This is a genomic window from Gordonia rubripertincta (assembly GCF_038024875.1).
Taxonomy (GTDB): domain Bacteria; phylum Actinomycetota; class Actinomycetes; order Mycobacteriales; family Mycobacteriaceae; genus Gordonia; species Gordonia rubripertincta.
Genome location: NZ_CP136136.1, coordinates 564,989 through 579,458 on the forward strand (window position 1 = coordinate 564,989; position 14,470 = coordinate 579,458).

A 14,470-nucleotide genomic window follows, 5' to 3' on the forward strand; every position below is an offset into this window, starting at 1 on the left:
CCGCTCTGAAACACGGCGGACGCGGAGATCGGCTCCGGCAGGTGCCACGATGAGAGGGTGGCCAACCCACCGCACCGCGAACCTCCCGAACGGCGATCGGGCGATGCCGACTGGAACAGGGCGGAACGCGACGAGACCGAGACACAACGCCTCGACCGTAACTGGAACTCGCTGCTCCAGGAGCTGCGCGTGGTGCAGACCGGAGTGCAGGTCCTGACCGGGTTTCTCCTCACGTTGCCGTTCCATGACGGCTTCGAAGAACTCGGCGGTGCCTTACGCGTCGTCTACCTGGTCACCGTCTCGTTCGCTGTCGGGGCGGCGATCCTGCTCGCCGCGCCGGTCGCGTTGCATCGCGCATTGTTCCGTCAGCATCAACTCGCACTGGTGGTCAACCGCGCGCACTATCTGTCTTTCGCCGGGCTGACTCTCCTCGGTCTGGCGCTGTCGGGTGCGATCACCGTCGTGTTCGGAGCCACCGCCGGGCCCGTGCCCTCGGTCGTCGCCGGCCTCTGCACGCTCGTCCTGTTCTCGCTGGCCTGGATCGTCCTGCCGCTGACCGCCCGGGCGACGACCCCCTCTCCCGGCGACGACCGCCGTTGACAGTCCAGGCACCACGCAGGTAGGCAGACGAGGTGACCACTGCGCCGAACTTCACCGAAACCCGCTTCGACGAAGTCACGGTGCTGGAGCCCGCCGGGGGCGGAGCCTTCCCCCGCGGCAACACGGTGGTGGCACACGGCTCCGAGGCGACGCTGGTTCTCGACCCGTCCCTCGACGTCGACCACGACCCGGTCGATGCGGACGCGGTCATGATCAGCCACGCGCACGAGGACCACATCGCCGGATTGCGCCACTTCGACACCGCGAAGTTCGCGCATCACGACGAGGTCGGTGGGGTTCGCTCACTCCAGGTCCTGCTCGACGGGTACGGGCTGACGCCGGAGGAACGCGCCGCAGTCGACGCCCAGATCGGCGACACCTTCGCGCTCACGCCCGGCTTCCCGGAGACCCAAGGCATCGGCGACGGGCACGTCTTCGACCTCGGTGACGTCACCGCGACCGTCGTCCACCTCCCCGGCCACACCCGCGGACACTGCGGCGTTCTCGTCGAACCGACCGGCTTCTTCTACATCGCCGACATCGATCTCACATCGTTCGGCCCCATGTACGGCGACGTCGGCAGCAGCGTCGACGACTATCTCGCCTCCATCGCGCGTGTGCGCGAGGTCGACGCCCGGTGGTACGGAACCTTTCATCAGAAGGGGGTCGTGGAGGGCTCCAAGGACTTCCGTGAACGCTTGACCGCGTACGAGGGCGTCATCCACCGCCGCGAGGAACGTTTGCTGGAGTTCCTGGACCGGCCCCGACAACTCCACGAGATCGTTGAGCACCGACTCGTGTACCGGCCGCACGTACAGATGCCGTTCGTCGACGCCGTCGAACGCCGTACCGGGCAGCTCCATCTCGAACGACTTGCGCGCCACGGCCAGGTCACGCGCACCGACGACGGTTCGTTCCACCGGACGTGACCTGCTCGACAGATTCAGCTCCCCTTCAACACCACGGGGTTACCGTCGCTGCGTGAACACGATCAACGGCCTACCTCTTCACCCGCTACTGGTGCACCTCGTCGTGGTGCTGGTGCCGCTCAGCGCCCTCATGGCGATCGCCGCGGTGTGCTGGCCGGCCGCTCGTGCCCGCCTGGGAATCTTCACTCCCCTGGTGACTCTCGTCGCGCTCATCGCACTTCCGCTCACCACCAGTGCCGGGGAATCACTGGAAGAGCAGGTGGGCCCCAGCCCCGCGATCGAACGCCACGCCGGATTCGGCGAGCAGGTGATCTATTGGGTGGGGCCGCTGTTCGCGCTCGCCGTCCTCTGGTGGGCGCTGCACGACGAGCGGTTCATGACTACCCTACATACGAAAATCCCTGCCTCAGAAAAGCTCTCGCAGCGCGCAGTGGCAGTTGCGCTGGGGATCGCAACGGTCGTGGTGGCACTCGGTTCGGTGTACATCGTGTTCATGACCGGGGACACCGGCGCCAAGGCGGTCTGGTCCTGACACGCACGAACGCGTGAATCACGTCGAACCGGGCGATTCCGGGCAGATACTGGAACACATGCGCGTACTGGTCGTCGAGGACGATCCGCGGGCGACCGAGACCCTGCGTCGGACACTGCAAGCCGAGGGATGGACCGTCGACACGGCCGCCGACGGCGTCGAGGGTGTCGAATCCGCCTGCGCCCGAAGCTATGACGTCATCGTCAGCGACATCATGATGCCTCGCCTCAACGGCTACGAACTCGTTCGAGAGCTGCGGCACCGCGGCGTGTGGACCCCCGTTCTCATGCTGACCGCCAAGGACGGTGAATACGACCAGGCGGACGCATTCGACCTCGGCGCCGACGACTACCTGGTCAAACCGTTCTCCTTCGTCGTCCTGTCCGCCCGATTGCGTGCCCTCGCGCGCCGGGGCGCTCCGGAACGACCCACCGTCCTCCGGGCCGGATCACTCTCACTCGATCCGGCGCGACGCGAGGTCCGGCGCGGCGAGACGCCCATCCGCCTGACCGCCCGGGAGTTCGCGGTGCTCGAATACCTGATCCGCCACAAGGGCGCCGTTGTCAGCAAGACCGCCATCCTGCAGGCGGTGTGGGATGCCCACTATCGAGGAGACGACAACATCGTCGAGGTGTACGTGGGCTATCTCCGCAGGCACATCGACACCCCTTTCGGTTGCCGCTCCATCGAGACCGTCCGCGGTGCCGGTTATCGGCTCGACGAGCACGGTGGGGACCCGACGGTGTGAACGCCCCATCGCGGTAGCGACACCCCGATGGTGCAACCCCCGCCCGCGGTGTCGGAAACGGTGACCGTGCCGTGATGTGCACGAACGATCTCGTCCACGATCGACAGGCCGAGCCCGGTGCCGCCGCGGCGATCCCGGGAGTCGTCGAGCCGAACGAAGCGGTCGAAGACGCGGGACCGATCGTCGACGGGGATGCCGGGTCCGTCGTCGGCGACGCTCACCGTCACCCACTCCGGACCGACGTCCATGGTCAACGCGACGGTGGATCGGGCGTGCCGGACGGCGTTGTCACACAGGTTTCTCACCACGCGGCCGAGCTGGTCGCGGTCCCCCAACGCACGCGCCGGCAGCACGGTCGCCTTGATCTGGAGATCGGTGGTCAGGTCGAGCCGCGTCACCTCGTCGTTGACGATGTCGTCGAGATCGACCTCCTCGAGCGACGGCTGGAGTCCGTACTCGTCGGCTCGGGCCAGGAGCAGGAGGTCGTCGACGAGATCGCGCAACCGATTCGCCTCCGGCAGGAGCAGGGTTGACACGGTCTCGGAGTCGATCGGTTCGCCGGTCCGAACCGCCAGTTCGAGCAGACCCAGGATCGTGACCAGCGGACTTCGCAGTTCGTGTGAGGAATCGCCGACGAACCGGATCTGCTGGTCGCGTGCGAATGCGAGCGCATCCAGCATCTCGTTCATCGTCAGGGCCAAGGTGTCGATCTCATCGTCGGTGCCGGCCACCGGAACCCGCCTCGCCACGCCGGATCTCGAGATCTCGGCGACCTCGGCGCGGATGGCCTCCACCGGCCGCAGTGTCCGGCCGACGAGCTGATAGGTCGTCACCGTCGCCACGACGAGAATGATCGGGAACACCACGCACAGCACCGCGAAGACCGTCCAGACCGTCGCGTGGATGTACCCCTCACCCGATCCGACGACGACGCTGAGTACCTCACCGTCCGGCGTCGTCACACCCCGCACCGTCACGCGATACTCGGTGTCGTCCCCCGGGAAGGCCACATCGACCGCGGTGTACCGGACACCGGCACCGACCGGCGCGACGAGCGCCCGGGTCAGCCGGTGCTCGCCGCTCGCGGCCAGGACCGACCCCTCGGCGTCGACGATCTGCACGATGCCGATCGAGTCCGTCGGCTCCATCTCCGTGGGCTGTACAGCGCCGAGCCCACCCCGTGCCAACGCGTCGGCGATCTCCTGACTCCGGGTCGACGTCGCCACATCGGCAGCGTCGGCGAGCGAGCGATAGACGACGATGAGCACCAATCCACCGGCAACCGCCAAGGCAGCGAACAGGATCGCGACGCCGAGGACGGTGAGCCGCATGCGGACGCTCCGCCATCTGAATCTGCCGGGCCGGAGATGTTGTGGCACAGCCGGGCTCATCTCACCATCGACGCAGGCACGCGGTCACCTCGGCGAGCACCCGCTCGGTTCTCTCGACCCCCAACGCCGCAGCCGCACCGGTGACGCCGATCTCGAGCTCACCGGTCGTCGCCGGGCATCCCTCTACCTGTAGCAACCAACGTGTACGGCGAGGCGGGAACGCGTAGAGGGTACCGCCGGACGCCGGAGGTGCGATCACCGGCGACCAACCGAGCAGGACGGGCACGGGGAACAGATGGTCGGCGTCGACGGTCCGTCCAGCCAGGTCGAGGATGTCCTCCATGGGTGCCGTCGCGGCACGAATGCAGTTGCGTCGCAGCGTGACCGACGCATCCCGATCATCACCGGCCGACAACGGGGTGATGACCGCGAGCACGTGGTTCCCCACGATGTCCTCCGCACCCGCCGGTCGCTTCGACACCGTCGTGGCTGCCAGGACGCGGGTCTGTCCGGCGATGTTCGCCAGAGCTGTGGCCACCACGTCTCCGAATGCCTCGAACGGCGTCATGTGCTCGGCTGCCGCGCGGTTTCGGAAGCGTTCGTAGGCAGCGGCGTCGATCAGTCCACGACGCCGGACCGCAACATCATTCGCCCACGACCCCGGGTCGACGCCGTCCCACTCGAAGACCGAATCGCTCTGCTGCACGAGCAATTCCTTCCAGAAATTGTGCAGCTCGAGGTCGTCCTCGTCGGCGCCCGGCGGCGTCGTGGTCTCCAGCGCGAACGACGCACTCTCCGGCGCCAGAGCCCCGCCCGTCATCAGTGTCTCGGCGTCGCGGGCGAGCACCCCGAGCGAGCGCCCGTCCACCGCTATGTGATGCATCACCGCGACCGCGGCCATGACGTCGCCGTCCGGACCGACGAGAAGACGCACCGCGATCGGCGGCGCGACCCGTACATCGAGGCCGGCCGCCATCTCTTTCGCCTCTGCGCGCAGCCGCTCCCGATCCGGCACCTCGACCACGTCGGCGAGGTCCACGACCGCGTCGACGACATCGCGGCCCGTCGTCCGCCGAACCGGGCCCGTGGCGGTGTCGGGATACACCGAACGCAGCGCCGGGTGCCGTTCGAGGAGGGCGCCGATGAGCGCCGTTGTCTCCTGTGTGCCCGGCCGCGCCCATGACGCAGGGACCCAGGCGACGCAGATCAGTTGCGCGAACGGATGACCCGGCTCGCGCACCACAGTCAGCTCGGCGGGCGTCAGAGAACGCTCAGCGGTCGCGGCGCCCGCCGACACATCGCGCACCGGTGTCGTCGCCGCCGTCATCAATTCGCCGAGGGATGCGAGATCGGGCGCGGTCAACACGTCGTTCGGTCCGATCTCCGGGTGTCCCGCCTCTGCGAGTCCCTGGGCCACCCGCACGACGGCCAGCGAGTCGCCGCCCTGTTCCACGAAACCCATCATCGGGTCCACCGCTTCGATGCCCAGCACTTCCCCGACCACTTTCACCAGCAGCGCTTCGTGGGGGCCCGCCGCCTCCCGCGACGGCGCGTTGACCGGCAACGGGACGTCCTGCAGCGCGGCGACACTCAGCTTTCCGGTGGCGGCACGAGGCATCTCTTCGAGGACGACGACCATGGTCGGCACCATGTACGACGGCAGCATCCGCGCCAGCTCCCGGCGGAGCGCACGCGAACCAGGAGGGCGGGAGGTGTCGTCGGGGACCACGAAGGACACGATCCCGGGACTCCCCGACGGCAGATCGCGAAACGTCGTGGCGCAGCGCCGGACTCCTGCACAGCGTATGAGTGCCGCGTCGATCTCGCCGAGTTCAATCCGGAGACCGCGCAACTTGACCTGGCCGTCACGCCGGCCGAGGATGCGCAGGTCACCGGCGTCGGTCCAGGTGGCGATGTCACCGGTTCGGTACATCACCGCATCGTCGGCGATGGTGCATTCGACGAATGCCTCGGCGGTCTGCTCGGGGTCGTCCAGGTATCCGTCGGCCAATTGCGTTCCCGCGCAGTACAGAGTGCCGAGTCCGCCCGGCGGCTGAGGTCGGCCACGCCGGTCCAGTACCGACTCGGTCACCCCGACCATCGGCGGGCCCACAGTGATCTCACCGTCCGGCGACAGCGGTCGGGAGATGTTGATACTGCACCGGGTTTCCGTGGGACCGTACGCATTCCGCATGGGCACACGTCCACTCCAGCTGTCCACCAGTCGGGGCGGCAGGGCCTCACCGCCGACGATCACCTGGGTGAGCCCGTCCGCGAGGTCGACCGGCAGGGTGTCGAGTACCGACGGCGTCATGATGATGTGGGTGACGCCCGCTCGCCGAATGAGCTCGGCGAGAGGATCGCCGCCCCGGGTCGACGCCGGCGCGACGATCAGTGTCGCGCCGGTCGCGACGGCGGACAGCATCTCGACGAAGCCGGTGTCGAACGTCGGGGACGAGACGTGCAGCACCCGTGACCGGGAGGTCAGCGCATACGACTTTCGGATCTCGGCGACCAGGTCGGGGATCCCGCGGTGCGGCATGACCACACCTTTCGGTCGCCCGGTCGAACCCGAGGTGAAGAGTATGTACGCCGTGTCGTCGGGACCGCGGTCGAGCCCCGGCGGTCTCCACTCCTGGGGTGTCAACGGAAGTTGTTGCGGTGTCCCCTTCTTCGGTCAAGTCGACCCAGCGGACACGGCCGTCGACGACCACCCCCGGGTCACACACCCCGACCCGTGCTCCGCTGCGGGCGAGGAGCGCCTGCGTTCGCGCCTCCGGGGCCGTCGGATCTCCCAGCGGCACCCCAGGCGCCGCCGGCCATCAGTACCGACCAGAAGGCGACCACCGAGGCTGCCGACCTCTCCACGGCGACGACGACCGGGTCCCCTGCCCGCACGCCCGCCGCCGCGAGCCGCCGAGCACCGCGACCAACCCGTTCCGCGAGCTCGGAGCGTGACCACTCGATGTCGCCGTCGACGAGCGCGGGCGCCGACGGATCGGCTGCACAGTAGTCGGCGAACAACGCGGCCGTCGGGCTGAACGGCGGTGCCGGCGGTCCGTTACGGCGCCGGAAACGTTCCCACTCCCCCTCCAGGAAGACCGCGTCGTCGGGGATCGCAACTCCGTCGTCGATCTCGCGAACCAGGGCCGTCAGGAAGTTGTCGTATCGCGCGGCAAGAGTGTCCAGTGCCGCAGCGTCGAAGCTCACCGTCGGCGCTTCCCAGGTGACCGCCCGGTGCCCGAGCTGATCGGCAGGGTGCATCGTCACCGCCACGTCACCGACCGGGCCGGTCCGCATCACCTCCAGGGACCAGTGGAGCCCGTCGACGACCGGCGGGGAGAACGAGGGCAACAGGTTGACCACCACCCCGACAGCGGCGGATCGCGGGCTGTCGCGAAGCATGTCCTCACGCGAGTAGAGCTGGTGCCGCAACACGTCGATCACTGCCGACGACACTGCTTCGACCGACTCCGCGGCCGTGAGGTCACCGATCCCGCCCAGGGCGAGCGGCACCACATTCGACAGCGGCTGCACCGCGATTCGACGCACCGCCGACGTACGCGCCGCGACCGGGAGCGCGAGCCCCACGTCGGCAGTGTCGAGAAGCCGCGCGCACAAACCGGCCAGCGCCGCGATGAGCTCCTCCGACCGGGCGGATCGTGGACTCGTCAATCGTCTTGTCACGCGGGTGATCTCCGACGTCATCCGCGCGGGCACTGCAGACAGCAACGACGGTTCATGTCCGGCGAGAACGGATTTCCAATGTTGCGCATCGGATTCCCGACGGCGCGACACGGCGTACCGGTCCTCGTCGGCCGCCAGTTGAACGGGGTCTGACACCGGAAGATCGGCCGCCGAGGCCGAGCCGCCGTACACATCGGCGACATGACCCATGACCCGCAAGACCCCGGCACCGTCGGTCAGCACGTGGTGGACACGTATCACCCATCGGTGCCGATCCTCGGCCAGCCGGTGCAGCTCACTGCGGAACAACGGCATCGTGAGGTCTGCGCCGTCGGCGTCGTCGATGAACTGCTGTGCGCGGCTCTCGCTTTCGGCTTCCGGATCAGCGGACCGGGAGAGATCGACACTCACCATCGACTCGAGTGAGGAGTTCGCACGCCGGAGTGGTTCGGCGACACCGCCATCCGGCGTAGTCGGCTCGGCCGGGGAGAATCCCGCCGGGATGTGTACGTCATCCCACCCGACGTGTTCGAGTACCGCACGAGTCGTCTCGACCAGACGCGGGACGTCGAGCGGCCCACGCAGGGTGAGCCCGAATGCGATGACGTGAGAGACGTCCGGTTGAAGGACCTGGGACATCCACAACGCACGTCGCGTCGCCGTCATCGCCGTTCGCCCCGGGACGGGTCCTCGACGGGCGATCGTCGGCGGTGCTGCTCAGCCGGGTCCACATCTCGAACGTAGTCCCGGAAAGTTGAAAGGCGGCTGAAGTACGAGGTACGCGGCCTGCCCTGTCGTCGCATCTGCAGGCAGTTCACGCCCCCAGCGCCCTGGCGAACATGGGCCAGGACTGGTGCATCTGGTCCTGCCAGTAACCCCACGAGTGGGTCCCGACCGCCGGGAACCGTACGACAGCCGGGATACGAAGGGCCGCAAGCCGCTGAGCCAGGGTGACCGTGCAGCTCCGGGCGGCGGCCTCGCTGAAGCCGCCGGCCGTCACCTGCGCAGCAAGCTTTCCGACGTCCCCGCGGACCGAGCGGTCGGCCGGGTTGTCGTGCCCGCCCGGCAGGCCGGTGGCCGCAGAGATCCACAGTGCCGGCGTGCGACGAGCCAGCTTGTATGCGTTGACAACGGGGTCCTGCGCAGCCCATTCGGGGTCGCCCGGCAGCCCGTACATGTTCGTCGCGTCGGCTCCGTAAGGAACGAAAGCGACATTCCTCAGCAAGAGCTGCCCGGTGGGCGTCGCGGTCTCGGCACAGCCCGAGTAGGCACCCACCGCCCGGTACAGACCGGGATGATTCTCCGCGAGGCGGATCACCGAGTTGCCGGACATCGAGATCCCGGCGATGCCACGCGACCGCCCGAAGCTGTATCCGCCGTGCCTCCCCTCGAACGTCGCAGGCAGTTCGGAGGTCAGGAACGTCTCCCAGCGCAGCGGTCGCGACGTCTTCACCTGGTACCGGAAGTTCGCCGCCGGGTCCACGCGCCGCCAGTTGGCGTAGTAGGTCGCCGCGCCGCCGATCGGGGTCACGGTCCAGACGTTCTTGTTGGCGTAGAAGGCGTTCGCGTCGGTGGCGTGGGTCCAGTCGTCGTTCTCCTCGCCGCCCGACGACCCGTTCAGCATGTACATCACCGGTGCGGCCTGGTTGCCGTTCGCCGGGGTCTGTATCAGCAGCGGGACCTGCGTCTGCATCGACGGAGACCACACCGAGGCGACGAAATTCCGTGGCGACGTCCAAGTCTGCCGGTAGGGCGCTCCGGGACTCGCCTGTGCGTACCGGACGCCGTCGAGCGTGCGGGCCTCCGCGGTACCGGCTCCGATACCCAGCAGGCCGACGACCACGGCGAACACCGAGAAGATCGTGATGCCCACCGACGCCCTGCCGCCTGGGGTGCGGGGTGCGACAGCGCCCGGCCCCCAGCTGCCTGAGGTGGGAGGAGCGAAAGCGACGAGCCACGAAGGCCTGGTGACGTCATTCCCCGACTTGCGCTTCATACGGAACTCCCACCTCGGCGTGCACCGGGGCGACAGCCCCGCGCTCCGCCATCGTAAACACGTGGGATTGCGCACGGGAACCGCTTGGTCGATCGTCCAGGTCCGCGGGGCGAGTCAGGCCGAGAGCGCGGGTGACCTCGACTCCGCCGGACCCAACCGACGTACTACCGTTTGTCGTGTAACTCGACTCGGAGGTTTTACTGTGCAGAACATCGGCGTCATCGGCGGCGGCACCATGGGAGCCGGCATCGCGGAGGTGTGCGCGAAGTCCGGCAGCGATGTGGTCATCATCGAGGTCAAGCAGGAGTTCGCCGACGCCGCGCGTGCGCGCGTCGAAAAGTCGCTGGCCCGCGCCGTCAGCAAGAACAAGCTCAGCCAGGAGGACGCCGACGCCGCGCTCGGCCGTCTGCGCGTCAGCCTCGACTACGCCGACCTCGCCGACCGCGACCTGGTCATCGAGGCCGCTCCCGAGAACGAGCAGCTCAAGCGCGACATCTTCGCGCGCCTCGACGAGGCCGTCGGCGAGAACACCATCTTGGCCACCAACACCTCGTCGATCCCGATCATCAAGGTCGCCACCGCGACCAAGCGTCCCGAGCGCGTCGTGGGTGTCCACTTCTTCAACCCGGTCCCGGTGATGCCGCTGGTGGAGATCATCTCGACCCTGGTCACCTCGCCGGAGACCGCCGAAGCGGTCAGCACCTATGTGAAGGACGTTCTGGGCAAGAACCCGGTCAACGCCGGCGACCGTTCGGGCTTCATCGTCAACGCCCTGCTCATCCCGTACCTCTGTCAGGCCATCCGGATGTACGACTCCGGCTACGCCTCGGCCGAGGACATCGACACCGCGATGAAGGGCGGTTGCGGCTACCCGATGGGACCGCTGACCCTCGTCGACACCATCGGCCTCGACATCACCCTTGCCGCCGCCGAGTCGCTGTACGACGAGTTCGCCGAGCCGCACTTCGCGCCGCCGGCACTGCTGCGCCGCATGGTCGACGCCGGTCACCTGGGCCGCAAGTCCGGACGCGGCTTCTACTCCTACTGATCGAGCCGGGACGATCCCGGCAGAACGCCCCCGACGACGCACCATGCGTCGACCGGGGGCGTTTTGTCGTCTTCGCCCTTTTCACCCCGTCCACCAAACCCGGCTGTGACCCACCTCACTGTCCATGTATGTGTTTGTGGCACAACAGTTTTTGTATCAACACTGCGGCGGGTGTCGAGAGGGAGGTTACGTACCCGGTCGTCGTGGCAACACTCTGGACGTACACATCCCGTCGCGGATGAGAAGGGAGCGAGACCGAATGACTGTTTCGACCACCACCGTCCACCAGCAACTTCGTGCAATCCTCGCGATGACCCACACCGAGATCCAGATCGCCGAGACGCGTCAGGCCCAGGCCCGGACCGACGCGATCCGCAAGGAGCTCGCCGAGAACGCCGAGAACGCCCGGCTGCGCGCCGTCGCGATCGAGGAAGCCCTCCGCGAACGCGGGGGACTCGTCGACGTGATCCGCCCCGTGATCGGCCGGGTCGGCGCCCTGGCGAAGACCGTCGTCGAGCAGGCCCAGCCGCTGGACGAGGCACTCCTCGACGATCTCGCCCTCGAGCAGCGACTCCTCGCACGTTCGACGTACCTCAAGGCCCTCGCCACCGGTCAGGAGGACAAGGCACTCGTCGATCTCGCCGAGAAGCTGATCGTCGCCCACACCGCGACGGCCGACTGGCTGACCACCGTTCTCGCCGAAGAAGCATTGGGCGGGCCGACCGCACTGCGTCGTGGCCCGACCCAGTGGGTCAGCGGACTCGCCGCGCGTGCGCTCACCGCACCGGCCAACGGCGCCTCGTGGGCCATCGACCGGACCGCCGACTTCGCCCGACAGATCCCCGATCCGGTCGCGCTGGTACGCAGCCGCTTCGCGAGCGCCGTCGACGACGCCGCGGATGCCGCCTCACGCGCCGGTGACGCCATCGAGAACGCGGGCACCGCTGTCTCGAAGACCGTCGCCGCCGGCCGCGACGCAGCCCTCGAGGCTGTCGAGGAGAGTGCCCGCGACAACGGCGCCAAGGGTGCCGCGGACGCACTCCACCAGCTCCGCGAGATCACCGGGACCGTCGAGGCCGAGGACCTGCCGATCGAGGGTTACACCGACCTCAACGTCGGCGATGCCGTGGCCGCGGTCAAGGACCTCACCACGCCGGCCGATCTGCGGGTGACCCTCGCCTACGAGGAGACCCACAAGAACCGCCAGCGGGTGGTCTCGGCCATCGAGATCCGTTTCGCCGAGCTCGCCAAGGAACTGGTCGGCATCGACAGCTGATCTGGCACAAGACAACACGACGGCCGTCATCCTTTTCGGATGGCGGCCGTCGTCGTGTGTCCGCACCGCGCGCGTCTGACGTCGCGATCACGGGATCCGTTCGCGCTCATCGATATCGCGTGAGCGCGAACGGACGAAGTGAGCGAAGAATCGCGACCGATTCGTCGAAATCGCAGCTCACGCGCCCAGTCGCGTCGTAATCTCGCGCGATGACCTTCCGCACCGCAACAATCACCGCCCTCGCCGCGGCCACGCTCCTCACGCCCGCCCTCCTCGGGCCGGCCCTCGCGAATGCGACTCCCTCGTCGGGGATCTCAGCGGTCACCCTCGCCCACACCGACATCCCTGCCGGACTGCTGCCGTTCATCCCCCAAGGCGCTCACGTCGAGGTCCGCGAGATCACCATCGCCCCCGGCGGCACCACCGGCTGGCACTACCACGACGCCCAGATCTACGGCTTCGTCCGGCAGGGCACTCTCACCCACCCGGGAGCGGACTGCAAGCCGGTCGTCTACCGGGCGGGCCAGATCATCGAGGAGCCCGGCGGGAAGGTCAACACCCACGAGGGCACCAACCTCGGCACCGTTCCGGTGATCCTCGACGTCCTCTACGTGATGCCGCCCGGCAAGCCGTTGTCGGAGGACGCCGAGGCGCCGGCCTGCGCCAAGTCATAGGCGCTGTGGGGATCACGATCCCGGACGACTCCCGTTGCCGCAGCCGTAGACTCCCCACTCATGCACCGTCGCGTCGTTCTGGTCCTGTCACTGCTCCTGGCCGTCGTCGCCACCTCGTTGCCGGGCGTCGGCACCGCCCACGCCGACCCCGCACTGGCCTCCGCCCGATCCGCCGTGTTCGGCGCCCACAATGTCGACCAGACCACCGGCGCGGTCCGGGACGACCGCGTCATCTTCTCCTGGTTCGGCGTCTCGAGTTTCGCTGTCGCCATGGCGGGCAAGGTGTTCCTCACCGACGCGTGGGTGCCCAACGCCTATCGCAACCAGGTCCCGACGACCCGCGCGCAGATCGCCGCGATCAAGCCGTCGCACATCCTGATCGGGCACGGGCACTTCGACCACGCCGCCGATGCCCCCGACATCGCGAAGGCCTCCGGTGCGCGGCTCGTCGGGTCGGCCGGTCACTGCGCGTTCTTCCGCGGGTCCGGCGTCTCCTGCGACGCGGTGGTCGCGGCCGGTGCGCGTCCCGGCAGCACCCCAGATCTACCGTGGCATCCCCGGGATCACGGTCACCGCGATGAGCAACATCCACTCGACCCTCAAGACGCCCACGGGGCAGCATCCCCCGCTGCTGCCCATCCCACCGAGCGACCGTCTGATCACCGATCCGCCGCATGCGGACGAACTCGGCCGTCTCGCCGGGCATCTGAACGATCCGGAGGGCGGTGCGGTCCTCTATGCCTTCTCCGTCGGCGGCCGCCGGATCGTCTGGAACGACTCGGTCGGGCCGGTGAGCCAGGATCCCGGTGGTCGGGCGATCCTCGCCGGCCTGCGCGATCTCGGGCCCGTCGACCTGCACGTCGGGTCCATTCAGGGGTTCAACGAGATCACCAACGGACTGGGCGATCCGATGCGCTACATCGACGCGCTGCGCCCGAAAGTCTTTGTGCCCAACCATCACGACGACTGGTTCCCGGTGATCGCGACTCCCGCCGTCAACCGCGAACGAGCCTTCTTCGACGCCCTGAAGACCATCGACGCGCGTCCCGAGGTCCGCTATCTCCGTGACCCGGAGGACTACCTGCGCCCCGACCGCGTCACGCTCTCCCTGCGCTGATCGGTGTCAACCAGCTGTTCCCACGGAGTTTTGATCAGATCCAGAAAAACGACGTCATCTCGTAGGTGATGTGCCTAAGGTGGTCGCGTGGCATCGACATCGGACTATGCCCAGCAACTCCGGGCCGCGGACCTTCGAGTCACCCCAACCACGGGTGACGGTCATGCATGCCGTCGACGAACATCCCCACACCGACACCGAGACCATCTACGGCATCGTTCGCCAGACGCTGCCCAACGTGTCCCGCCAGGCCGTCTACGACGTCCTCCGGGCACTCACCGAGACCGGTCTCATCCGGCGGATCCAACCGTCGGGTTCGGTGTCGCTCTACGAATTCCGCACCGGCGACAACCATCACCACGTCGTCTGTCGCTCTTGCGGAACCGTCGAGGACGTCGACTGCGCGGTCGGCGAGGCACCGTGCCTCACCGCCTCCCACGATCACGGTTTCGTCCTCGACGAAGCCGAGGTCATCTACTGGGGACTCTGCCCGGATTGCGTCAGTTCAACCCCGATTTGATCACGCCCGTGA

At 68.0% G+C, this 14,470-nt stretch carries 12 protein-coding genes and 1 pseudogene; 9 read left to right on the forward strand and 4 right to left on the reverse strand.

What is annotated here, in order from left to right:
• Positions 1–57 precede the first annotated feature (57 nt).
• The 4 genes from RVF83_RS02430 to RVF83_RS02445 are packed head-to-tail and all read left to right on the forward strand — an operon-like array spanning position 58 to position 2,809.
• A complete protein-coding gene (locus RVF83_RS02430; protein ID WP_005198142.1) occupies positions 58–600 on the forward strand; it encodes a DUF6328 family protein in 543 nt (180 codons plus the stop codon).
• Positions 601–632: 32 nt separating this feature from the next.
• Entirely contained in the window at positions 633–1,529 is an 897-nt protein-coding gene (locus RVF83_RS02435) for an MBL fold metallo-hydrolase (protein ID WP_005198141.1), read from the forward strand.
• Positions 1,530–1,581: 52 nt separating this feature from the next.
• Positions 1,582–2,061: a DUF2231 domain-containing protein gene (locus RVF83_RS02440; RefSeq protein ID WP_005198140.1), complete on the forward strand. Its 480-nt coding sequence runs from the start codon at positions 1,582–1,584 to the stop codon at positions 2,059–2,061.
• A 58-nt stretch (positions 2,062–2,119) separates the two neighbouring features.
• Positions 2,120–2,809, forward strand: coding sequence for a response regulator transcription factor (locus RVF83_RS02445; protein WP_039880373.1), 690 nt, complete (start codon positions 2,120–2,122; stop codon positions 2,807–2,809).
• On the opposite strand, the gene RVF83_RS02450 is transcribed toward RVF83_RS02445, so the two are convergent.
• The 4 genes from RVF83_RS02450 to RVF83_RS02465 form a co-directional block, all read right to left on the reverse strand.
• Entirely contained in the window at positions 2,770–4,140 is a 1,371-nt protein-coding gene (locus tag RVF83_RS02450; protein WP_005198138.1) for a sensor histidine kinase, read from the reverse strand. The genes RVF83_RS02445 and RVF83_RS02450 overlap by 40 nt on opposite strands.
• 61 nt (positions 4,141–4,201) lie before the next feature.
• On the reverse strand, positions 4,202–6,787 hold the full coding sequence (locus tag RVF83_RS02455) for an AMP-binding protein (protein WP_341261992.1): 2,586 nt from the start codon (positions 6,785–6,787) through the stop codon (positions 4,202–4,204).
• A gap of 74 nt (positions 6,788–6,861) precedes the next feature.
• Positions 6,862–8,466, reverse strand: a complete 1,605-nt coding sequence (locus tag RVF83_RS02460) for a condensation domain-containing protein (protein WP_341261993.1) — start codon at positions 8,464–8,466, stop codon at positions 6,862–6,864.
• Between the two features lie 175 nt (positions 8,467–8,641).
• A complete protein-coding gene (locus RVF83_RS02465) occupies positions 8,642–9,823 on the reverse strand; it encodes an alpha/beta hydrolase (RefSeq protein ID WP_005198136.1) in 1,182 nt (393 codons plus the stop codon).
• 202 nt (positions 9,824–10,025) lie between these two features.
• Between RVF83_RS02465 and RVF83_RS02470 the strand changes: the two genes are divergently transcribed.
• The 5 genes and pseudogenes from RVF83_RS02470 (at position 10,026) to RVF83_RS02490 (ending at position 14,458) form a co-directional block, all read left to right on the forward strand.
• Positions 10,026–10,871, forward strand: a complete 846-nt coding sequence (locus RVF83_RS02470; protein ID WP_005198135.1) for a 3-hydroxybutyryl-CoA dehydrogenase — start codon at positions 10,026–10,028, stop codon at positions 10,869–10,871.
• 259 nt (positions 10,872–11,130) lie between these two features.
• Positions 11,131–12,147: a hypothetical protein gene (locus tag RVF83_RS02475; protein ID WP_005198134.1), complete on the forward strand. Its 1,017-nt coding sequence runs from the start codon at positions 11,131–11,133 to the stop codon at positions 12,145–12,147.
• A gap of 209 nt (positions 12,148–12,356) precedes the next feature.
• On the forward strand, positions 12,357–12,821 hold the full coding sequence (locus RVF83_RS02480; protein WP_005198133.1) for a cupin domain-containing protein: 465 nt from the start codon (positions 12,357–12,359) through the stop codon (positions 12,819–12,821).
• A gap of 270 nt (positions 12,822–13,091) precedes the next feature.
• Positions 13,092–13,889 carry an MBL fold metallo-hydrolase gene (locus RVF83_RS02485; protein WP_341262026.1) on the forward strand — a complete coding sequence of 266 codons (798 nt, stop codon included), beginning with the start codon at positions 13,092–13,094 and terminating at the stop codon, positions 13,887–13,889.
• A gap of 136 nt (positions 13,890–14,025) precedes the next feature.
• A pseudogene (locus RVF83_RS02490) lies at positions 14,026–14,458 on the forward strand (Fur family transcriptional regulator).
• The last annotated feature ends 12 nt before the right edge of the window (positions 14,459–14,470 follow it).

Coding starts and splice junctions, on each gene's coding strand:
- RVF83_RS02445 (WP_039880373.1), top strand. CDS start 2,120: ATGCGCGTACTGGTCGTCGAGGACGATCCGCGGGCGACCGAGACCCTG.
- RVF83_RS02450 (WP_005198138.1), bottom strand. CDS start 4,140: ATGCGGCTCACCGTCCTCGGCGTCGCGATCCTGTTCGCTGCCTTGGCG.
- RVF83_RS02460 (WP_341261993.1), bottom strand. CDS start 8,466: ATGTCCCAGGTCCTTCAACCGGACGTCTCTCACGTCATCGCATTCGGG.
- RVF83_RS02465 (WP_005198136.1), bottom strand. CDS start 9,823: ATGAAGCGCAAGTCGGGGAATGACGTCACCAGGCCTTCGTGGCTCGTC.
- RVF83_RS02475 (WP_005198134.1), top strand. CDS start 11,131: ATGACTGTTTCGACCACCACCGTCCACCAGCAACTTCGTGCAATCCTC.
- RVF83_RS02480 (WP_005198133.1), top strand. CDS start 12,357: ATGACCTTCCGCACCGCAACAATCACCGCCCTCGCCGCGGCCACGCTC.
- RVF83_RS02485 (WP_341262026.1), top strand. CDS start 13,092: ATGGCGGGCAAGGTGTTCCTCACCGACGCGTGGGTGCCCAACGCCTAT.